The 20369-nt window shown below is 65.9% G+C and carries 17 protein-coding genes and 1 pseudogene; 14 read left to right on the top strand and 4 right to left on the bottom strand.

Annotated elements, in window-relative coordinates; all coding sequences use genetic code 11:
- The first annotated feature begins 55 nt into the window (after nt 1-55).
- The 4 genes from MRBLST15_RS05115 (at nt 56) to MRBLST15_RS05100 (ending at nt 3693) form a co-directional block, all read left to right on the top strand.
- Complete coding sequence (locus MRBLST15_RS05115) at nt 56-547, top strand: hypothetical protein (protein WP_089240385.1); 492 nt, start codon at nt 56-58, stop codon at nt 545-547.
- Nucleotides 548-679: 132 nt separating this feature from the next.
- A complete protein-coding gene (locus tag MRBLST15_RS05110) occupies nt 680-961 on the top strand; it encodes a YfhL family 4Fe-4S dicluster ferredoxin (RefSeq protein ID WP_025878828.1) in 282 nt (93 codons plus the stop codon).
- Entirely contained in the window at nt 958-2685 is a 1728-nt protein-coding gene (gene ggt, locus MRBLST15_RS05105; RefSeq protein WP_367785405.1) for a gamma-glutamyltransferase, read from the top strand. The genes MRBLST15_RS05110 and ggt overlap by 4 nt, the downstream gene beginning before the upstream one ends.
- Before the next feature lie 120 nt (nt 2686-2805).
- On the top strand, nt 2806-3693 hold the full coding sequence (locus MRBLST15_RS05100) for an MBL fold metallo-hydrolase (protein WP_089240389.1): 888 nt from the start codon (nt 2806-2808) through the stop codon (nt 3691-3693).
- A 300-nt stretch (nt 3694-3993) separates the two neighbouring features.
- Here MRBLST15_RS05100 and MRBLST15_RS05095 read toward each other — a convergent pair whose 3' ends face one another.
- Nucleotides 3994-4287, bottom strand: coding sequence for a PsiF family protein (locus MRBLST15_RS05095; protein ID WP_367785404.1), 294 nt, complete (start codon nt 4285-4287; stop codon nt 3994-3996).
- Nucleotides 4288-4404: 117 nt separating this feature from the next.
- Nucleotides 4405-5037 carry a uracil phosphoribosyltransferase gene (gene upp / locus MRBLST15_RS05090; RefSeq protein ID WP_312705427.1) on the bottom strand — a complete coding sequence of 211 codons (633 nt, stop codon included), beginning with the start codon at nt 5035-5037 and terminating at the stop codon, nt 4405-4407.
- 153 nt (nt 5038-5190) lie between these two features.
- Here upp and MRBLST15_RS05085 point away from each other — a divergent pair, with 153 nt between their 5' ends.
- From MRBLST15_RS05085 to MRBLST15_RS05070, 4 genes and pseudogenes are all read left to right on the top strand, one after another.
- Nucleotides 5191-7743 (top strand): TonB-dependent receptor, encoded by a 2553-nt coding sequence (locus MRBLST15_RS05085; protein ID WP_367785403.1) that lies wholly within the window; start codon nt 5191-5193, stop codon nt 7741-7743.
- Nucleotides 7743-8852 carry a phytase gene (locus MRBLST15_RS05080; RefSeq protein WP_367785402.1) on the top strand — a complete coding sequence of 370 codons (1110 nt, stop codon included), beginning with the start codon at nt 7743-7745 and terminating at the stop codon, nt 8850-8852. Before MRBLST15_RS05085 ends, MRBLST15_RS05080 begins: the two co-directional genes overlap by 1 nt.
- A gap of 59 nt (nt 8853-8911) precedes the next feature.
- Nucleotides 8912-10213: a metallophosphoesterase gene (locus MRBLST15_RS05075; RefSeq protein ID WP_367785534.1), complete on the top strand. Its 1302-nt coding sequence runs from the start codon at nt 8912-8914 to the stop codon at nt 10211-10213.
- 10 nt (nt 10214-10223) lie between these two features.
- Nucleotides 10224-10358, top strand: a pseudogene (locus MRBLST15_RS05070) (inorganic diphosphatase); the annotation flags it as partial.
- 94 nt (nt 10359-10452) lie between these two features.
- Here the strand turns inward: MRBLST15_RS05070 and MRBLST15_RS05065 are convergent.
- Nucleotides 10453-11034, bottom strand: coding sequence for a hypothetical protein (locus MRBLST15_RS05065; protein ID WP_367785401.1), 582 nt, complete (start codon nt 11032-11034; stop codon nt 10453-10455).
- Nucleotides 11035-11145: 111 nt separating this feature from the next.
- On the opposite strand from MRBLST15_RS05065, the gene MRBLST15_RS05060 reads away from it, so the two are divergent.
- Together MRBLST15_RS05060 and MRBLST15_RS05055 are read left to right on the top strand one after the other, a co-directional pair.
- Nucleotides 11146-12561: a cryptochrome/photolyase family protein gene (locus tag MRBLST15_RS05060; protein WP_367785400.1), complete on the top strand. Its 1416-nt coding sequence runs from the start codon at nt 11146-11148 to the stop codon at nt 12559-12561.
- Between the two features lie 141 nt (nt 12562-12702).
- Nucleotides 12703-13398, top strand: coding sequence for an OmpA family protein (locus MRBLST15_RS05055; protein ID WP_100464910.1), 696 nt, complete (start codon nt 12703-12705; stop codon nt 13396-13398).
- Nucleotides 13399-13563: 165 nt separating this feature from the next.
- Here the strand turns inward: MRBLST15_RS05055 and MRBLST15_RS05050 are convergent, their stop codons facing one another.
- Nucleotides 13564-14595: a LysR family transcriptional regulator gene (locus MRBLST15_RS05050; RefSeq protein ID WP_025878839.1), complete on the bottom strand. Its 1032-nt coding sequence runs from the start codon at nt 14593-14595 to the stop codon at nt 13564-13566.
- 147 nt (nt 14596-14742) lie between these two features.
- Between MRBLST15_RS05050 and MRBLST15_RS05045 the strand changes: the two genes are divergently transcribed.
- From MRBLST15_RS05045 to MRBLST15_RS05030, 4 genes are all read left to right on the top strand, one after another.
- The gene (locus MRBLST15_RS05045; protein ID WP_025878840.1) at nt 14743-14970 is read left to right on the top strand and encodes a hypothetical protein; all 228 of its coding nucleotides are present in this window, start codon (nt 14743-14745) and stop codon (nt 14968-14970) included.
- Complete coding sequence (locus tag MRBLST15_RS05040; protein WP_265952149.1) at nt 14967-15737, top strand: SDR family NAD(P)-dependent oxidoreductase; 771 nt, start codon at nt 14967-14969, stop codon at nt 15735-15737. The genes MRBLST15_RS05045 and MRBLST15_RS05040 overlap by 4 nt, the downstream gene beginning before the upstream one ends.
- A gap of 91 nt (nt 15738-15828) precedes the next feature.
- On the top strand, nt 15829-17052 hold the full coding sequence (locus tag MRBLST15_RS05035; protein ID WP_367785399.1) for an efflux RND transporter periplasmic adaptor subunit: 1224 nt from the start codon (nt 15829-15831) through the stop codon (nt 17050-17052).
- 112 nt (nt 17053-17164) lie between these two features.
- Complete coding sequence (locus tag MRBLST15_RS05030; RefSeq protein ID WP_251476485.1) at nt 17165-20335, top strand: efflux RND transporter permease subunit; 3171 nt, start codon at nt 17165-17167, stop codon at nt 20333-20335.
- The last annotated feature ends 34 nt before the right edge of the window (nt 20336-20369 follow it).

The following is a 20369-nucleotide window of genomic DNA, read 5'->3' as shown; positions in this document are numbered from 1 at the left end:
TAGTACCACGCACCCCATTACGCACACCAACACGCAACATTCCGGGAGGAAACCCATGAACAACACCATGCGCGCGATGCTGATCGCCTCGTTTGCCCTGGCTTTCACCGCCTGCAAGAAGGAAGAAGCCGCTCCGGTCGACGAAGCCAAGCAGGCGCTGGTCGCCCCGGCCAAGGAAGACGACGCAGGCTGGAAGAAGTACCTGCAGGAAGTGGCCATCCAGAACATGGGCAACATCACCAACAGCCCGTTCCTGTACTACCTCTCGCCGGAAACCGACCCGGACTTCCAGGCCAAGTACGAGCGCCAGACCGAAAGCGCGACCCAGGCCGTGGCCCGTGGCGTGCAGCCGGGCAACATGCTGGCCTTCGGTTCGTCGGCCTCGGGCAAGATGGCTGACATGATCCAGGTCGTGTTCAAGGACGTTTCGCCGGATTCCATGAAGGGCGTGCGCGTCGTCTTCATCGGCCAGTCCGCCGACAACGCCCGCGTGCAGGCCGTGGTCCAGCCGACCGGTGCCGAGTACATTTTCGTCGAAGCCAAGTAAGACCGAGCCGAGGCGGTCGTGCTGCGGCACGACCCGGGCGGCGCCCTGCGATGGGTGCCGCTGATGACCTGACCGGCCCGCGCGCCCGCGCAGGCCGGTCCTTGTCCCAAGGCGCGGGCGTGGAGTATCGCCATGTCGCTGAAAATCAATGAGCTCTGCGTCAACTGCGACGTATGCGAGCCGGCCTGCCCGAACCAGGCCATCACGATGGGTGAAACCATCTACGTGATCGACCCCGCCCGCTGTACCGAGTGCGTGGGCCATTTCGACGAACCGCAGTGCGTGGTCGTGTGCCCGGTCGAATGCATCGATCCCGATCCGGACATCGTCGAAACCGAAATCGAGCTGCTGGCCAAGCTGCGCCAACTGCAGCACGATCATCCCGAACTCTATGCGGAGCCCCCATCCGAATGAAGCCGTTCGCCCGCCCCTTGTTGTTGCTCGGCCTGCTGCTGAGTTCCGTCGCCTGGGCTGATGCCCCGGCCCGCGCCGAGCGTCCTGATGGTGCTGCCATCGCCAGCGGCCACGCCCTGGCCACCCAGGCCGGCGTCGACATCCTGGCCCAGGGCGGCAACGCCTTCGACGCGGCGGTGGCCGTCTCCTCGACCCTGGCCGTGGTCGAGCCGATCAGCTCTGGCCTCGGCGGCGGCGGCTTCTTCCTGCTGCATGATGCGGCGACCGGCAAAGATGTGATGCTGGACGCGCGCGAGACCGCGCCGGCCGCAGCCACGCCGCAGGCCTTCCTCGACAAGAAGGGCGACCTGGACCGCGACCGCTCGGTCAACGGCCCGTGGTCGGCCGGCATTCCCGGCCTGCCGGCGGCGCTGGTCGAACTGTCGGCCAAGCACGGCAAGCTGCCGCTGGCGGCCTCGCTGCAGCCTGCGATCCGTATCGCGCGTGAAGGCTTCCCGGTCTATGAGCGCATGGCCAAGGGCTATGCCTCGCGCCGCGAAGTGATGGAGCGTTATCCCGGTACGCGCGAGGTCTACCTGCGCAATGGCAAGCCGATCGCCACCGGTGACCTGTTCAAGCAGCCGGAACTGGCGCAGACCCTGGAGCGCCTGGCAGCCGGTGGCTTCGATGGCTTCTACAAGGGCCAGACCGGCAAGCTGCTGCTGGCCGGCGTGAAGCAGGCCGGTGGCAAGTGGACCGCCGAAGAACTGGCCGGCTATCGCGTGAAGCAGCGCGCGCCGATCGTCTTCAACTACAACGGCTGGAAGATCACCACCGCGCCGCCGCCGTCCTCTGGTGGCATCGCCCTGGCCAGCATGTTGCAGATCCTGGAGGGCTGGGACGTCAAGCAGATGGATGCGGCGCACCGCACCCATCTGGTCGTCGAGTCGATGCGCCGTGCCTACCGCGACCGCACCTTCTTCCTCGGCGATCCGGATTTCGTGCAGATCCCGCAGAAGGTGCTGGCCAGCAAGGATTACGCGCAGGGCCTGCGTGCGACCATCCACCCGGAAAAGGCCACCCCCAGCGACCTGCTGTCGGGCAACCCGACGCCGCTGGAAGATGACGAGACCACCCATTTCTCGATCATCGACCGTGACGGCAACCGTGTCGGTGCTACCCAGACCGTCAACCTGCTGTACGGCTCGGGCCTGATTCCGAAGGGAACGGGTGTGCTGCTGAACAACGAGATGGACGACTTCGCGCTGAAGCCGGGCACGCCCAACGCCTTTGGCGTGATGGGCTACGCCGCCAATGCACCGAAAGCGGGCAAGCGCATGCTCAGCTCGATGACACCGACGTTCATGGAGAACGATGACAAGGTGATCGTGCTGGGCACGCCGGGCGGCAGCCGCATCATCACCATGGTGCTGCTGGGCATCCTCGGCTACGACGCTGGCCTGGATGCGCAGCAGGTCGCCGCGCTGCCGCGCTACCACCACCAGTGGTTGCCGGACCTGATCGAAGCCGAGAGCAACGCTTTCGACGCTGCGACCATCAAGCAGCTGCAGGCGATGGGCCACAAGATCGATCTGCCGGGTGAGGTCGCCGCCGGTGGCCGTGGTTCCAGCCACGTGTGGGGCAACCTGCAGACGGTGGAGTGGGACCGCAAGGCCAACAAGCTGTTTGGCGGCAGCGATCCGCGCAACCCGGTCGGCAGCGCCCAGGTCGTGCCGGCTCCCTGATCCGGCGGTAGCGCCGGGCCATGCCCGGCGGACGCAGGCCTGAGAACCCCGCCCGCAACGGCGGGGTTTTTCATTTTCCCGCTAGCGATTATTTAACGAGCGGCGACCGATAATTGCGCCATGAAACTATGGTCGATTCGCGGTAATACCCAGCGCCTGGATGGCGGTGCGATGTTCGGCAATGCGCCGCGCGCGTTGTGGGAAAAATGGGCAGCACCGGATGAGCTCAATCGCATCGAGCTGGCCTGTCGCGCGCTGTTGGCGAGTCCGCTGGAAGGCAAGACGGTGCTGTTCGAAACCGGCATCGGTGCGTTTTTCGATCCGCGCATGCGCGAGCGCTATGGCGTGCAGGAAAGCCAGCATGTGCTGATCGATTCACTGCGCGAAGCCGGCTTCGAGCACGAAGACATCGACGTGGTGGTGCTCAGCCATCTGCACTTCGATCATGCCGGTGGCCTGCTGGCCGCGTGGCGCGAAGGCCGCGAACCGGAACTGCTGTTCCCCAATGCGACGTATGTGGTTGGTGCGCAGCATTGGCAGCGCGCGTTGCAGCCGCACCCGCGCGACCGTGCCAGCTTCATTCCGGAACTGCCGGGCCTGCTGCAGGCCAGTGGGCGCCTGGAAGTGGTGGACGGTGAGTATTCGAAGGTGCTCGGCCACAGCGTGCGTTTCAGTTACAGCGACGGGCACACGCCGGGGCTGATGCTGGCCGAGATCGTGGGGCAGGGACGCGCAGGCGCAGGGGCGCACGGTGGTGTGGTGTTCTGCGCCGACCTGATTCCCGGTCGTTCGTGGGTGCACGTGCCGATCACGATGGGGTACGACCGCAATGCCGAACTGCTGATCGACGAGAAGCGGCAGTTCCTGGAAGACAAGCTGGCGCGCAACGTGCATCTGTTCTTCACCCATGATCCGCAGGTGGCGCTGGCGCAGGTCGGGCGGGATGAGAAGGGGCGTTTCGTTACGCTGCATGAGCAGGGCGAGCTGAAGGCGCGTGCGTTGGGGTGAGGTTTGCCGGCAGGGCTGCGCCCTGCACCTGCCGAATCAACGGCAACAGCAACGGCAACAGCGGGCTGTCCGTGGAGTGGCGGGGCGGTGTCGGATTGCGGGGACGCCGCAAGTACGTCCCTGTAGGCTTGGCAGCCGCATCCATGCGGCTGACACCCCGCAATCCGACGCCGCCCCGCCGCTGACAGATTTTCGTGACCCGTCGGGGTCGGATCCCGTTGCCGGGCAACGGGCTCTGACCCCGTTCAACGACGGTCAGTAGATCCACGCCGTGCGTGGATGGGCCTTTCTTCGCTGTTCTTACGATGCCTTGAGGCAGCTGCTCATGAAGGTCTTGCGGGCGTCGCCGGCGAGCTTTTTGGTGGCGGCGTCGGCGTTGCACTTCTTCATGCGTTCCTGCGGCGTGGCGGGGGTTGCCGGGGCGGCGGCGTGCGAACTCAGGCATGCGCTCTGCGCGGACTTGTAGGCGTCGCCCTTCAGCCCTTTGTTCTTGGCCGAACAGTCGGCCATGCGCTGCTGCTGCGGGGTGGCGGCGTTGGCGGCCAGCGGCAGGCTGAGCAGCAGGGCGGCGGCGAGCAGGAATGGTGCTTTCATGGTGGCTCCAGGGCAGGGCGGGTGCGCGGAGCATTCGCCCGTCGCCGCAAAGCCGGCGTGAAGGTGCCTGGAGCAGGTGGAGCACTTCCTTTTGAAGCGCTCCGACCCGGGTTGATCTCAGCCCACGCGGGTGCCGAAGATGCGGTCGCCGGCATCACCCAGCCCCGGCAGGATGTAGCCCTTGTCGTTGAGCTGCGCATCGATCGCGGCGGTGTAGATCTCCACGTCCGGGTGCACGGCCTTCACCGCGTCGATGCCCTCCGGTGCGGCAACCAGGAAGATGCCCTTGATCCGGCGGGCACCGGCGCGCTTGAGCATGTCGATGGTGGCGATCAGGGTGCCGCCGGTGGCCAGCATCGGGTCGAGGATCAGCGCATCGCGCTCTTCCAGGCGGCCGGTCAGGCGCTCGAAGTAGGGCACCGGCTGCAGGGTTTCTTCATCGCGCTGCAGGCCGACCACACTGACACGGGCGGCCGGGATCAGCGACAGCACGCCGCTGAGCATGCCGAGGCCGGCACGCAGGATCGGCACGACGGTGATCTTGGCGCCGGCGATGCGCTGCACGGTGACCGGGCCGGACCAGCCCGGCAGGGTGTGCGGCTCGGTGTCCAGGTCGGCGGTGGCCTCGTAGGCCAGCAGCGTGCCAAGTTCGTTGGCCAGTTCGCGGAAATCCTTGGTGCTGAGCGCGGCGTTGCGCATCAGGCCGATCTTGTGCTGCACCAGCGGGTGGCGCACTTCGACGATCTTCATGGGAGGGTCTGGCAGAAGGGGAGAGCCCCATTTTAAGCGGAATGCGCTGTGGTGCCGAGCCGGGTCCGGCCGGCCAGGCTCCACCGGTGTCATGCCCATGCAACCTCGCGGACATACCGTGCTGACCCAATCTTTACACCGTTGGGGATAGCTGTGCAGAAGAAGAACACGTTGGGCCTGGCAATCAGCCTCTCGCTGCTGGCGACGGCCAGCCCGTCGGTGCTGGCAGCCGAAACTGCTGCAGGGGCCGGTGGCGGCGCTGCGGCGACCGATCTGGACCGCATCGAAGTACGTGCGCAGCTGGAATCGCAGGTGCGCGCAGTTGACCTCAAGCGCAGCAGCGACGCTATCGAAGACGCCGTGTCCTCCGACGCGCTGGGGCAGTACCCGGACAAGAACGTGGCCGAGTCGCTGCAGCGCCTGCCGGGCATCAGCGTGACCCGCGACCAGGGCGAAGGCCGTTTCGTGGTGGTGCGTGGCCTGGATGCCAACCTCAACAGCGTCAGCGTCGACGGCATCGCCATCGGCACCCCGGAAGATTCCAGCCGCGCTGCGCCGCTGGATGTGATTCCGTCCGATTCGACCGAGCGCCTGCGCGTGGTCAAGTCGCCGACCCCGGACATGCCGGGCGACGCCATCGGCGGCGCGATCCTGGTTGAATCGGCCTCGGCCTTCGATCGTGACGGCCGCAGCCTGCGCGGCAAGATCGAAGCCAGCCACCAGCAGCTGTCCGGCGAAACCAGCCCGAAGGCCGCTTTCAACTACAGCGAAGTGTTCAATGACACCTTCGGCGTGGCGCTGGGCGTGAACTACCAGAAGCGCACGTTCGAATCGGACAACACCGAAGTGGAGTACGACGGCGAAGACGATGCCGCGCCGGGCGACGTCACCGCGATCAACCTGCAGCACCGCAAGTATGAGATCGAGCGCAAGCGCATCGGCGCCAACCTCAACCTGGACTGGCGCCCGAACGAGGACAGCAAGTACTACCTGCGTGCGCTGTACAGCCAGTTCGACGACGCCGAAACCCGCCAGCGCGTGATCTTCAATTTCGACGACGCGAAGATGGTCAGGACCGGTACCGACCAGTACCGCCTGGACGGCATGCCGAAGGATTCCATCGACAAGCGCATGCGTTACCGCACCAAGGAAGAGAACACCTTCGCCGCCAGCGTGGGCGGCGAGAACAAGTTGACCAACGCCGTGGTCGATTACAAGCTTGGCTTCACCCGGACCGAAGAGCGGGTGAACGATGAGATGGAGGCGCGCTTCAAGCTCAACGGCAAGGCGTTCAACGGCACGCTGGACCAGAGCAGCCGCCTGCCCAGCTACAGCTTCGACAACCCGCAGTGGCTGGACAATGGCAACTACGCGTTCGACCGCTTCGTGATCTCGCCCAAGCAGGTGAACGACAAGGAACACAGCGCGCAGGTCAACGTGCGCTTCGACGGCGACAACAGCAGCATCAAGTTCGGCCTGCTGGGGCGCTGGCGCGACCGCGACGTCAACGTCGATGAAAGCGAACTGCGTGTCGGCCCGAAGGTTGCGCTGTCGAGCTGGACCACCGGCTCGCCCGACTATCGTCATGGCACGCTGGGCGATGGCATGGATTCGGATGCCATGCGCGCGTACTGGGCGGCCAACAGCGGCCAGTTCAGCGCCCGTCCGCAGGACGTCGGTGCCAATGCGATGACGTCGCTGGAGGAGGACTACACCGCCAGTGAAGACATCTTCGCCAGCTATGCCATGGGCACCTGGGATGTCGGCGCGCTGCGCATCATCGGTGGTGTGCGCGTAGAGAACACGCGCTTCAAGGCCGAGGGCAACCAGGTCGATGTGGCTGCAAACGGCCGCAGCTACACCGTGACCCCGCGCGTGGCCAACAGCAGCTACACCAACGTGCTGCCGGGCCTGCACCTGCGCTACGACGCGGCCGATGACTGGGTGCTGCGTGCTTCGGCCAACAAGACTGTTTCGCGTCCGTCCTTCGGCGATATCTCGCCGCGCGTCGGCTACAGCCGCGGCGATGAGGAAGTGCGCCTGGGCAACCCGGAGCTGGACCCGTACGAGTCGAAGAACATCGATCTGTCGGTGGAGAAGTATCTGGGCAGCACCGGTATCGTCTCGCTCGGTCTGTTCCACAAGTCCATCGACGGCTACATCGTGCAGACCGTGCGTACCAATGATCCGGCGTACGGCGGTTTCGACGTGACCCAGCCGATCAATGGCCGCAAAGCCACCGTGCGTGGTGCGGAGCTGAACTGGCAGCAGCAACTGGCCTTCCTGCCCGCCGGTCTGGACGGCCTGCTGGTGGGCGCCAGCGGCACCTGGCTGGATACCGAATTCGATGCTGGCATCGAGGATCGCGCCGGTGAGGATTTCACCCTGCCGCGTGCCTCCAAGCACGTGTACAGCGCGCATATCGGCTATGAAAAGTACGGCCTCAGCACCCGCCTGGCGGCGGTGTACCGCAGCGAGTACCTGGACAGCATCGGCAAGGGCCGTACGTTCGATATCTACGTGGCGCCCAACACCCAGCTCGATTTCTCGCTGGATTACAAATTCAACGCGAACGTGAGCCTGTACTTCGAAGCGCAGAACCTGCTGGATAAGCCGTTGGAGCTGTACCAGGGCACGCGCTCGCGCACCCTGCAGTTGGAAGAATACGGACGCACTTACGCCGTTGGCCTGAAGGTGGCGCTGTGATGGTGCGCGGCATGACCTTGATGGCGGCCTCGCTGGCCGCCGTTCTTGCCGCCGGCTGCACGCCGGCAGCGGACAATGCGCCGGCAGCGGCTGGCGCTGTGGCACCGGTCGAGCGCCAGGTGGCGACCATCGCTGAGGCGTTCCTGACTCCGATGACCCCGGCCGACAACATTGATTCGCCGGCCTCCTGGCAGGCACCGGATGGCAAGACCTGGCTGATTGCAACGGCCAAGGCCACCGACAAGCTGGTGGTCTACGACGGCAGCACTGGCCAGCACATGCGTGATGTCGGCAGCACCGGCACCGGCCTGGGCCAGTTCGATCGTCCCAATGGCATCGCAGTGACCGATGACCTGCTGTGGATCGTCGAGCGCGACAACCATCGGGTGCAGGTGCTGTCACTGCCGGACTTCGCTCCTTTGGCCACCTTCGGTGCCGACGACCTGCGCAAGCCCTACGGCCTGTGGGTGGATCGCCGCGCCGATGGCTACAGCGTCTACGTCACCGACTCCTGGGACAACGGCGAGGACGCACAGGGCAAGGACATCCTGCCGCCGCTGGCGGAGCTGGACAAGCGCGTGCGCCAGTACCACGTGACCCGCGACGGTACCAGGGTCCAGGCAACGCTGTCGGCCAGCATCGGCGATACCAGCGAAGCTGGCGCGCTGCGCGTGGTCGAATCGATCTGGGGTGATCCGGCCAATGATCGCCTGCTGATCGCCGAAGAGGACGAAAGCTACGCCAGCGAATTCAAGGTCTACACCCTGGCCGGGCGCTTCACCGGCACCACCTTCGGTCGCGACGTGTTCAAGGCGCAGGCCGAAGGCGTGATGCTGCGCATCTGCGGCAAGGACGGCTGGTGGATCACCACCGAGCAGGGCAAGCAGCGCAGCGTGTTCCATCTGTTCGACCGCCACACGCTGAAACCGGTGGGCGCGTTCCAGGGCAACACCGTGGCCAACACCGATGGCATCTGGATGATGCAGCAGCCGACGCCGCGGTTCCCGCACGGTGCGTTGTATGCGGTGCACGATGACCAGGGCGTGGTGGCGTTCGACTGGGAAAGCATTGCCAAGCAGTTGGCCCTTCCGCTGGAGTGCGGTTCGTGAGCGCGCGTTTGACGCGCGTGCTTGCGATCGGCCTGCTGTTGGCATTGCCATCGCTGGCGATGGCGGCAGCCGAGCCCAACACCCAAGTGCCGTCGGGCAGCCGCTACTACGCAGCCACACCGGTGCCGGACCGCATCGTCGCCTCTCCGTCGGTCGACCCCAGCCACGGTTTCGCGGTGGCCTGGCGCACCGATGGCAGCGTGCAGTCGCCGCTGCTGGAAATCGCACTGGCCGACGATTCGCCGGCCATCGAGGGCATCCGCCAGGTGCGCGCAACCACCCAGGTGCTGCAGACCGAGAACGGCCTGTCGCATCATCATCGCGCCGACATCGATGGCCTGCAGCCGGACGCCCTGTATGTCTACCGCGTACAGGGCAACGGCAGCTGGAGCGCGTGGAACCAGCTGCGCACCCTGGCCGCCGCCGACCAGCCGCTGACCCTGCTGTACTTCGGCGATACCCAGAACAAGAACGTCAGTCACGTCAGCCGCGTGGTGCGGGCCGCACAGAAGGCTGCACCGGATGCGCGGATCAGCCTGTTCGCCGGTGACCTGGTCAGTGGTGGTGACAACATTGACGACAGCGAATGGGGCGAGTGGTTCGCCGCCACCAGCTGGCTGGCGCAGGAGACGCTGGTGGCGCCGGCGATCGGCAACCATGAGTACTTCGAGGAATTCGAGGACACCCCGCAGGAGCGCCGCGTGCTGGGCCGTCATTGGCCGGTGACCTTCGCTCTGCCGGGTAACGGTGCCAATGCGGCGGCGGGTACCAGCTACTGGTTCGATGCGCAGGGCGTGCGCGTGGCCGTGGTCGACGGCACATCAGCGCTGGATCTGGGTACCGCCAAGGCGCAGGCGCAGTGGCTGGACAAGGTGCTGGCCGGCAACCGACAGCCGTGGACGATCGTGCTGTTGCACCAGCCGTTCTACTCGCCGCGCGAGGGCCGCGAAAATGCAGCCCTGCGCAAGGTGCTGCTGCCGGTGGTACGACGCCACAAGGTGGATCTGGTGCTGCAGGGGCATGACCACACCTACGGACGTCGCGGTGAAGGGCAGGCGGCAACGCCGCAGTACGTGGTGACTGTGGCGGGACCGAAGCAGTACCGGCTGTCGGACGAGGCCCGCAGGACGATGGAACCGGTGGGCGAGGACACCCAGCTGTTCCAGGTGTTGCGTATCGATCCGCAGCAGCTGCGCTACGAGGCGCGCACGGTCACCGGACGCCTGTACGACGCCTTCGAGCTGAAGCGCGATGGCCATGGCAGCAAGCAACGGGTGGAATTGCAGGAAGGGCGGATTGCTCCGCGTGACTGCGCGCGCGCCCAGACTGCCAAGGGCCGCACCGACCGCTGCTGGGAGTGAGGACAGCCCGATGAGCACGCGCGCGCGCATCGTTCCGATGGCCGCCATTGCCGTTGCCCTGCTGCTGATGGGCAGCGCGGTGGCCGCTGCGGATTCGGTCCTGCACCCGTTCCTGACCGCTCAGCCGAAGCAGGTGCCGCAGGAAAGAAAGGCGGGCGGGTGATCAGGGAATGCATGAAGTAAATCCACGCCATGCGTGGATTGAACCTTCCCGCACACCATCCACGCATGGCGTGGATCTACTGCATCGCGTCCAGGAACAGTTCTGCTTCGTCCGCGTCGCCCAGCACCGCAGCGACAGCGCGCAGCGCCGCTTCGCGATGTTCGGGACGGATCCCACCATCATCGTCGTCGCTGTACAGATCCTCATCGACCTCGAGGTAAACGCTGCCGGCCGCCGCCAGTGCGGCCATCAAGGTCGGTACGTCGGCGACGAACTCGTCGGCGTCCCAGTGGCCCGTGCCATGACGGGCGAACAACACGCGGCCATCATTGATGTCGAGGATGAGGGGATCGGCGCCACGGTCGGCAATCACCAGCCAGTGCGCCGGCCAGTTGCTGATCGGCTCGCCATCAATGCCATGCCAGCGGTAGCCCGCCTGATACGCCCACAGGCGCTGCAACGGCGGCAGCCACACTTCTACGCCCGGTACGGTGATGCCGCTGGGGCCGTTGGCAGGATTGAACACCTCACCGAACGGGCCGACGTGTGCATAGAATCCGGCCAGCACGTCCGGCAACGGGAATGGTCCCTGCCACGCATCAGCGTGTTGCGGTCGCAGGGTGCCGAAGCGGTCAAACGTGGTGCGAAGATCATCCATGACGAGGGCAGGGCGGAAGCAGGACAGCACGCAGCCTAGCAGAGCCGGTCGCACGCATCGCCTTCACCGTCACTGGCTATCATGGCCGCCCAGGACAGAGAGGCAGTGCACGTGTCGGTAGCGTTGGTATGGTTCCGTCGGGACCTGAGGTTGCAGGACAATCCGGCGCTGCAGGCGGCCCTGGAAGCGGGCCACGACGTGGTGCCGGTCTACATCCACGCCCCGCACGAAGAGGGCGATTGGGCGCCGGGTGCCGCGTCGAACGCCTGGCGGCACCGCTCGCTGGCAGCGCTGGATGGCGATCTGCGTGCACGCGGCTCCTCGCTGGTGCTGCGCACCGGCAACAGCCTGCCGACCCTGCAGGCGCTGATCGAACAGACCGGCGCCGAGGCGGTGTACTGGAACCGCAAGTACGAACCGGCGACCCAACCCCGTGATGCCGCCGTCAAACGCACGCTGCGCGAGCAGGGCATCGATGCGCAGAGCTGCAACGGCAGCCTGCTGTTCGAGCCCTGGGACATCGCCACCCAGCAGGGCCAGCCCTACAAGGTATTCACCCCGTACTGGCGCAACGTGCTCAGCCATTGGCGATTGCCGGCCCTGCAGGCGCCGCCGCGCACGTTAGCCGCACATACCGTTGAAGGCCTGGCGCTGGACGCGCTGCAGCTGGCGCCGTCGTTGCAGTGGGACTGCGGCTTCTGGGAGCACTGGCAGCCGGGTGAGGCCGGTGCGCTCGAGGCGCTGTCCGTGTTCGAGGAGGGTGCGCTGCGCGGCTATCGCGAACAGCGCGACCTGCCGGACCGGGTCGGTACCTCGCGGCTGTCGCCGCACCTGCATTTCGGCGAAATCGCCCCGTGGCGCATCGCCCACGCGCTGGAAGGCCTGCGCAGCGCTGGCACCGATGCCGACATCGACGGCTACCTGCGCCAGCTCGGCTGGCGTGACTTCGCCTACCACCTGCTGCACCACTTCCCGAAGACGCCCACGGAAAATCTCAACCCGCGTTTTGATCGTTTCCCCTGGGCCAACCCCAGTGCTGCCCAGCTGCAGGACTGGCAGCGCGGCAACACCGGCGTCCCCATCGTAGACGCGGGCCTGCGTGAGCTCTGGCATACCGGCTACATGCACAACCGGGTACGGATGATCGTCGCCAGCTACCTGTGCAAGCACCTGCGTGCGCATTGGCTGCACGGCGCGCAGTGGTTCTGGGACACGCTGGTGGACGCGGACCTGGCCAACAACACGATGGGCTGGCAGTGGGTGGCCGGCACCGGTGCCGATGCGGCGCCCTATTTCCGTGTATTCAATCCCGTCACCCAGGCCGAGAAGTTCGATCCACAGGCGAGCTACATCAGTCGTTGGGTGCCGGAGCTGGCGGCGCTGCCGGTGAAGGCGCGGTTCGCTCCATGGCAGCACCCGCAGCTGTTGGCCGAACGCGCGCCCGGGTATCCGCGCATGCCGCTGGTGGACCTGGCGGCAGGTCGGGATGCGGCACTGGCTGCTTACCGCCAGTCGGCGGCGGGGTAAAGCGCTGGCTGAGCGGTCCAGACAGCTAGCTGAACACGTCCCTGTCGGCCGGTGCGATCATCATCCCGACATCGCGTCCGGCTGTTTATCCTCGTTGCCGCCCGCAAGCCGCCGGCCCGACCGGAAACCAAGGAGAACACCATGATCCGCAACACCACCCGCAACGTCGCACTGGCCCTGATGAGTGCGGCCGTCCTGTCGGCCTGCGCCACCGGCGGCTCCTACGTGCAGAGTGATCCGTACGGCAACCCGACCGAGCAGCAGAACCGCACCGGCCGCAACGCCCTGATCGGTACCGCCATCGGCGTGGCCGCGGGCCTGCTGACCGGCGACAGCGCCACCGAGCGTCGCCAGCACGCGCTGATCGGCGCGGGTATCGGTGCACTCAGCGGCGCCGCCGTGGGTCAGTACCAGGATCGCCAGGAGCGCGCGCTGCGCGAGCGCACCGCCAACACCGGCATCGATGTGCAGCGTCAGGGCGACAACATCACGCTGAACCTGCCGGACGGCATCACCTTCGACTTCGGCAAGTCGGCACTGAAGCCGCAGTTCTACGGCTCGCTCAATGGCGTTGCCGGCACCCTGCGCGACTACAACCAGACCATGATCGAAGTGGTCGGCCACACCGACAGCATCGGCAGCGACGCGGTCAACAACCGCCTGTCCAAGGAACGCGCTGATTCGGTGGCGCAGTACCTGATCGGCCAGGGTGTGCAGAGCGTGCGCATCGAGACCCTGGGCGCTGGCAAGTCCTACCCGATTGCCGACAACAGCACCGATGCCGGCCGTGCCAAGAACCGCCGCGTTGAGATCCGCGTGATTCCGCTCAAGCAATAACGCGCAGCGTTATTGCTGTTCCGGTGCAGCCGGAACGAAAATGCCGCCCTTGCAGGCGGCATTTTTGTAGGTGCCGAGCTTGCTCGGCACGCCGATAGCCCCTGTGGAGACCCATGCCGACCAAGGTCGGCATCTACCAGGATGGGCTCGTGCTATTGATGCAGTCTACGCCGCAGACGCAGCCACCTTCTCCAGGATCCGCTTGCCGCTGCTTGCCAGCGCCGCTTCTTCCTGCTCCTGCTGCTGCCGTGCCAGCTTCGCACCCGGGCACTGCGCCAGCATGTAGTTGGCGTCGAAGTTGAGTTTCTCCACCAGGAAGTCGACGAACGCGCGCACCTTCGGCGAGACCAACCGGCCACCGGCAAACACCGCGTTGAAGTCCACTTCCGGACCGGTCCAACCGGCCAGCACGCGGCGCACCATGCCCGACTCGACGAACGGCTTGGCCATCACGTCGCCGGTCAGCAGCAGGCCCTCGCCACACACCAGCGCACCATTCAGCGCAGACATGTCGTTGGCGGTCATCAGCGGCGTCACCGGGAAGTCGCGCAGCTCGCCGCCGTTCTCGCCCAGCTGCCAGGTAAAGCGTGGCGAATTGCCGGTGTGGTACGGCTTGCGCATGGCCAGGATGCGATGGAACTGCAGCTCTTCCGGATGCAGCGGCTCGCCGTAGCGCTCGATGTAGGCCGGGCTGGCGAACACCTGCGTACGCAGGCTGCCGAGCTTGCGCGCCACCAGGTTGGAATCGGGCAGGGCACCCACGCGCAGGGCGAGATCGGCCTCGCCGGCGATCAGGTCCAGCTTCTCGTTGCCCATGTGCATGTCCAGGCGGATCTCCGGGTACTGTGCATGGAACTGGCCCAGCAGCGGTGCGATCCAGGTGATGCCGATCGAATAGGGCACGGTGAAGCGCAGCCAGCCGCGTGGGCCGGACTGCAGCTGGCTGACCGCGCTTTCGGCTTCTTCAAGCTCGCGCGCGATGCGCTGGCAATGCTCGTGATAGATCGAGCCGGCCTCGGTGAGGCCGAGGCGGCGCGTGGTCCGGTGCAGCAGGCGCGCGCCGAGGCGCGTTTCCAGTTCCTGCACCTTGCGGCTGACCGTGGTCTTGGGCAGGCCGAGCGATTTGGCAGCCGCGATGAAGCTGCCTTGCTCGACCACTTTGACGAAGATCAGCGTCTCGTTGAGATCGTGGGACATGGTCAGGAATCCTGGACGTCGGGGATGGGGCAATCGTGACAGAACGATTGGACCGGGGACGGGATGATTATTCCCCTTAATCAGGACTAATCAAGTAGGGGTTTGAGGTCTATCGTGGCGCCATTCGCTAATTGGAGCCCGTCCGCCATGAGCCTGCGCAACATTCTTGCCCGCTTCCGGATTGCCGGCCAGAACGCTCTGGACCTGGCAATGACCGTCGAATCCCGTCCCAGCTCCTTGGTTAACAAGGATTTTCGGGAGTTTACCGCACCCATGCGTCAGCAGCGTGGCGGTGCCTTGCACCTCGCTTCACACAAGGGTGACCGACTGCGTCGAATCGGGACTATCCCGGATTTGGGAGGAAATGTCCCGTGAATGGGATTCTGACCCCAGAAGTCCTGGTTCTCGGCGGCACCGGTGCCGTCGGCCAGGGTGTGGTCGGCGCCCTGCTGGAGGCCGGCAGCCCCGTGCTGGTGGTCGGTCGCGATCCGCGCCGCCTGGCTGCATTGCACGAGCAGTTCGCCGATGAGCCGGGCCTGCAGACGATGCTGGGTTCGCTGAGCGATGACAGCTCTGCGCGTGTGGTGGCCGAACGCGTGGCGCAGCGCCCGCGTCCGCTGGCAGCGGTGATCGCCGCGATGGGTGGTCCGTACAACCGCGGTCGCGTGGTCGAGCGTGGCGGCGACGCACTGTCGGCGGCACTGCAGGCTGACCTGATGCCGCATGTGCACGCGGTGCGTCATCTGTTGCCGCTGCTGCAGGACAACGTGCACGCCCGTCGCTACGTGATGATCGGCAGCCCGGCCGGGCTCAAGCCCTGGGCCGGTTATGGCGAGACCTCGATCACCACGGCCGCGCTGCGCATGTATGCGCAGGTGGTGCACCAGGAAGCGCAGGCCGTCGGCGTTCGCGCGCAGATGCTGGAAGTGTGCAGCCCGGTCTGCACGCCGGCCAACGCCGCCAACGCCTGCATCGAATGGCCGAGTTCACTGCTGGTCGGTCGCCGCGTGGTGTCCCTGCTCGACGGGTGCCGCGACAACCGCGCAATCGTCCGTTGCGACAGTAGTGATGCCGAACTGCCACGCGGCCTGCTGCACCTGGAAATACCGCCGCTCTGGCGCGACACCGCAGGCGTTGCTTGACCTCAGCCTTGGTTGAGGTCGCAGGATACGCCGCCGAAAGTTGATAGCAATTCTCAAATAGCTGTACCACCCCTCCGTACGGATGCATGCCATGACTTCCCCCAACACCACTCCACATCGTTTCCGTCATCGCCTGGCGATGGCTGGCGTGTCGATCCTCGCTGCCGCCGTTCTGGCTGCCTGCAGCGGTGGCCATGCCGAAGAAGCCGGCGCACCGCCCCCGCCGCAGGTCAGCGCTGCCCCCGTGCTGCTCAAGCAGATCAGCCAGTGGGACGAATTCAGCGGTCGTGTCGAGGCCGTGCAGAGCGTCGAGCTGCGCCCGCGCGTGTCCGGCTACATCGACAAGGTCAACTACGTTGAAGGCGAAGAAGTGAAGAAGGGCGCCGTCCTGTTCACCATCGATGCCCGCAGCTACCAGGCCGAGTACGATCGCGCCAACGCCGAACTGGCCCGTGCGCGCACCCAGGCGGTGCTGGCCCGCAGCGAGTCCGAGCGTGCCAAGCGCCTGGCCGAGCAGCAGGCGATCTCCACCGAGACCGCCGAACAGCGTCGTGCGGCCGCCGACCAGTCCGGTGCGGCGGTGCAGGCGGCGCAGGCCGCGGTGGATGCAGCCCGCCTCAACCTGGAGTTCACCAAGGTGCGTGCGCCGATCGACGGCCGTGCCGGCCGGGCGATGGTCACCGCCGGCAATCTGGTCACCGCCGGTGACAGTGCCAGCGTGCTGACCACGCTGGTCTCGCTGGATACGGTGTTCGTCTATTTCGATGCCGACGAAAGCACCTTCCTGCGGTACGCGCAGATGGCACGCAAGGGCGAGCGCCCGAGCGAGCGCGACAGCGAGCTGCCGGTGAAGGTCGGCCTGTCCGGTGAAGAAGGCTACCCGCACACGGGCAAGGTCGACTTCCTCGACAACCAGGTGACCCGCAGCACCGGCACCATCCGCGTCCGCGCGCTGCTGGACAACGCCGATCGCCAGTTCACCCCGGGCCTGTTCGCCCGCGTGCAGCTGCTCGGCAGCGGCCAGTTCCAGGCCATGCTGATCGACGACAAGGCCGTGCTGACCGACCAGGACCGCAAGTACGTCTACGTGGTCGACAAGGATGGCAAGGCCCAGCGCCGCGACATCCAGCTTGGCCGCACCGCCGAAGGCCTGCGCATTGTCGAGAAGGGTCTGGCCGCCGGTGACAAGGTGATCATCGATGGCGTGCAGAAGGTCTTCATGCCCGGTATGCCGGTGCAGGCGAAGCCGGTGGCGATGCAGCCCACCGCTGCGCCGGCGCCGGGTCGCGATGCAACTGCCGCACTGAACCACTGATCCGCGTCCCCGCTTAGCTGCCGGTGCCAGCGGCAGCCGTCACTGCCTTCGCCAGATTGGCGAGGGGCAGGGCGGCTGTTGCCCGCCGACGGCCTTTTCCAGGAATTCTTCCATGGACTTTTCCCGTTTCTTCATCGACAGGCCGATCTTCGCGGCGGTGCTGTCGATCGTGATCTTCGCCGCCGGCCTGATCTCGATTCCGATGCTGCCCATCGGTGAGTACCCCGAAGTGGTGCCGCCGTCGGTGGTCGTACGCACGGTGTATCCCGGCGCCAACCCCAAGGTGATCGCCGAAACCGTGGCCACCCCGCTGGAGGAGGCCATCAACGGCGTTGAGGGCATGATCTACCTCAAGTCAGTGGCAGGTTCCGACGGCGTGCTGCAGATGACCATCACCTTCCGCCCGGGCACCGACCCGGACGAAGCGGCGGTGAAGGTGCAGAACCGCGTCGCCCAGGCCCAGGCGCGACTGCCCGAGGACGTACGCCGGCAAGGCGTGACCACCCAGAAGCAGTCGCCCACCTTCCTGATGGTGGTGCACCTGACCTCGCCCAACGGCAAGTATGACACCCTGTACCTGCGCAACTACGCCCGCCTGCACGTCAAGGACGCGCTGGCACGTATCCAGGGCGTGGGCGATGCGCAGATCTTCGGCGGTGGCGACTACGCCATGCGCGCCTGGCTGGACCCGGACAAGGTTGCCGCGCGCGGCCTGACCGCCAGCGATGTGGTGCGCGCCATGCGCGAGCAGAACGTGCAGGTCTCGGCCGGCCAGCTCGGCGCCGAGCCGATGCCCAACAGCCAGTTCCTGACCCTGATCAACGCCCAAGGCCGCCTGCGCAGCGAGCAGGAGTTCGGCGACATCGTGCTCAAGAGCGGCGTAGACGGTGAAGTGGTGCGGTTGTCGGACGTGGCCCGGGTTGAGCTGGGTGCCGGCGACTACACCCTGCGCTCGCAGCTGGACGGCAAGAACGCGGTGGGTATCGGTATCTTCCAGGCCCCCGGCGCCAACGCGCTGGAGATCCGCGACGCGGTGATGGCCAGCATGGACGAGATGCAGAAGACCATGCCCGCCGACGTGAAGTACGAGGCGGTGTATGACACCACCATCTTCGTGCGCGACTCGATCAAGGCAGTGGTCTCGACCCTGCTGGAAGCCATCGCGCTGGTGGTGCTGGTGGTGATCCTGTTCCTGCAGACCTGGCGTGCCTCGATCATCCCGCTCATCGCAGTGCCGGTGTCGATCGTCGGTACGTTCGGTGCGCTGTACCTGCTGGGCTTCTCGATCAACACGCTGAGCCTGTTCGGCCTGGTGCTGGCGATCGGCATCGTGGTCGATGACGCGATCGTGGTGGTGGAAAACGTTGAACGCAACATCGAGGAAGGCCTGACCCCGCTGGCCGCTGCGCATCAGGCGATGCGCGAAGTGTCCGGGCCGATCATCGCCATCGCGCTGGTGTTGTGTGCGGTGTTCGTGCCGATGGCGTTCCTGTCGGGCGTCACCGGTCAGTTCTACAAGCAGTTCGCGGTCACCATCGCCATTTCCACGGTGATCTCGGCAATCAACTCGCTGACCCTGTCGCCGGCCTTGGCCGCCCGCCTGCTGAAGCCGCATGGCGCGCCGAAGGATGCCCCGACCCGCATCATCGACCGTCTGTTCGGCTGGGTGTTCCGTCCGTTCAACCGCTTCTTCAAGTCCAGCTCGGAAAAGTACGAGCGTGGCGTGTCGAAGATCCTCGGCCGTCGTGGTGCGGTGTTCGTGGTGTACGCGGTGCTGCTGGTCGGTACCGGCTTCATCTTCAAGCTGGTGCCGCCGGGCTTCATTCCGACCCAGGACAAGCTGTACCTGATCGCGGGTGTGAAGCTGCCGGAGGGTTCGTCGATCGCGCGTACCGATGAAATGCTGCGCAAGGTCGCCAAGATCGCCCAGGAAACCGACGGTGTGGCCCACACCATCTCGTTCCCGGGCCTGAATGCCCTGCAGTTCACCAACACGCCCAACACTGGTGTCGCGTTCATTCCGCTCAAGCCGTTCAGCGAGCGCCATGGCCGTACCGCCGCGCAGATCAATGCGGAGATCAACCAGAAGATCGCCGGCCTGCAGGAAGGGTTTGCCTTCGCCATGATGCCGCCGCCGATCCTTGGCCTCGGTAACGGCAACGGCTACCAGATGTTCATCCAGGACCGTGGCAACCTCGGCTATGGCGCGTTGCAGAACGCGGTGCAGTCGATGCAGGGTGCGGTTGCGCAGACCCCAGGCATGGCCTTCCCGATCACCAGCTACCAGGCCAACGTGCCGCAGCTGGATGCCGAGGTGGACCGTGTCAAGGCAAAGGCCCAGGGCGTACAGCTGACCGAGTTGTTCGACACGCTGCAGACCTACCTCGGTTCGGCCTACGTCAACGACTTCAACCAGTTCGGACGTACCTGGCAGGTGATCGCACAGGCAGATGGCCAGTTCCGTGACAGCGTCGAGGACATCGGCAAGCTGCGCACCCGCAATGATCGTGGCGAGATGGTGCCGATCGGCTCGATGGTCACCGTCAAGGAAACCTACGGCCCGGACCCGGTGCTGCGCTTCAACGGCTACCCGGCCGCTGACCTGGCCGGTGAAGCCGACCCGCGTGTGCTGTCCTCGGCCGAAGCGATGAACAACCTCACCGCCATCGCCGCCAAGGTGCTGCCGGTGGGCATGGCGACCGAATGGACCGACCTGAGCTACCAGCAGGCGACCCAGGGCAAGGCTGCCTTCATCGTGTTCCCGGTGGCGATCATGCTGGCGTTCCTGGTGCTGGCCGCGCTGTACGAAAGCTGGTCGCTGCCGTTGGCGGTGATCCTGATCGTGCCGATGACCCTGCTGTCCGCGCTGTTCGGTGTGTGGATGACCGGCGGCGACAACAACGTGTTCGTGCAGGTCGGCCTGGTGGTGCTGATGGGCCTGGCGTGCAAGAACGCGATCCTGATCGTCGAGTTCGCCAGAGAGCTGGAAATGGGCGGCAAGGGCATCGTCGAAGCGGCACTGGAAGCCTGCCGCCTGCGTCTGCGCCCGATCGTGATGACCTCCATCGCCTTCATCGCCGGCACCGTGCCGCTGGTGCTGTCGCATGGTGCTGGCGCCGAAGTGCGCTCGGTGACCGGTATCACCGTGTTCGCCGGCATGCTGGGCGTGACCCTGTTCGGCCTGTTCCTGACCCCGGTGTTCTACGTGGCACTGCGCAAGTTCGTCACCCGCAACGGTGGTGGCCAGCTGGTGCAGCACGGCGAGCCGACCATCCACCACTGACATGGAAAACAGCGGCGCCGGCAACCACCGGCGC

The organism is Stenotrophomonas sp. LST15-1-1.1 (genome assembly GCF_040815575.1).
Lineage (GTDB): Bacteria > Pseudomonadota > Gammaproteobacteria > Xanthomonadales > Xanthomonadaceae > Stenotrophomonas > Stenotrophomonas lactitubi_B.
The sequence above is the reverse complement of the archived record's forward strand: the minus strand, read 5'-3'. Positions and strand labels throughout refer to the sequence as shown.

Excerpts from the sequence above, each read along its gene's own strand:
- MRBLST15_RS05115 (WP_089240385.1), top strand. The coding sequence starts at position 56 with ATGAACAACACCATGCGCGCGATGCTGATCGCCTCGTTTGCCCTGGCT.
- MRBLST15_RS05110 (WP_025878828.1), top strand. The coding sequence starts at position 680 with ATGTCGCTGAAAATCAATGAGCTCTGCGTCAACTGCGACGTATGCGAG.
- ggt (WP_367785405.1), top strand. The coding sequence starts at position 958 with ATGAAGCCGTTCGCCCGCCCCTTGTTGTTGCTCGGCCTGCTGCTGAGT.
- MRBLST15_RS05100 (WP_089240389.1), top strand. The coding sequence starts at position 2,806 with ATGAAACTATGGTCGATTCGCGGTAATACCCAGCGCCTGGATGGCGGT.
- MRBLST15_RS05095 (WP_367785404.1), bottom strand. The coding sequence starts at position 4,287 with ATGAAAGCACCATTCCTGCTCGCCGCCGCCCTGCTGCTCAGCCTGCCG.
- upp (WP_312705427.1), bottom strand. The coding sequence starts at position 5,037 with ATGAAGATCGTCGAAGTGCGCCACCCGCTGGTGCAGCACAAGATCGGC.
- MRBLST15_RS05080 (WP_367785402.1), top strand. The coding sequence starts at position 7,743 with ATGGTGCGCGGCATGACCTTGATGGCGGCCTCGCTGGCCGCCGTTCTT.
- MRBLST15_RS05075 (WP_367785534.1), top strand. The coding sequence starts at position 8,912 with ATGGCGGCAGCCGAGCCCAACACCCAAGTGCCGTCGGGCAGCCGCTAC.
- MRBLST15_RS05065 (WP_367785401.1), bottom strand. The coding sequence starts at position 11,034 with ATGGATGATCTTCGCACCACGTTTGACCGCTTCGGCACCCTGCGACCG.
- MRBLST15_RS05055 (WP_100464910.1), top strand. The coding sequence starts at position 12,703 with ATGATCCGCAACACCACCCGCAACGTCGCACTGGCCCTGATGAGTGCG.
- MRBLST15_RS05050 (WP_025878839.1), bottom strand. The coding sequence starts at position 14,595 with ATGTCCCACGATCTCAACGAGACGCTGATCTTCGTCAAAGTGGTCGAG.
- MRBLST15_RS05045 (WP_025878840.1), top strand. The coding sequence starts at position 14,743 with ATGAGCCTGCGCAACATTCTTGCCCGCTTCCGGATTGCCGGCCAGAAC.
- MRBLST15_RS05035 (WP_367785399.1), top strand. The coding sequence starts at position 15,829 with ATGACTTCCCCCAACACCACTCCACATCGTTTCCGTCATCGCCTGGCG.
- MRBLST15_RS05030 (WP_251476485.1), top strand. The coding sequence starts at position 17,165 with ATGGACTTTTCCCGTTTCTTCATCGACAGGCCGATCTTCGCGGCGGTG.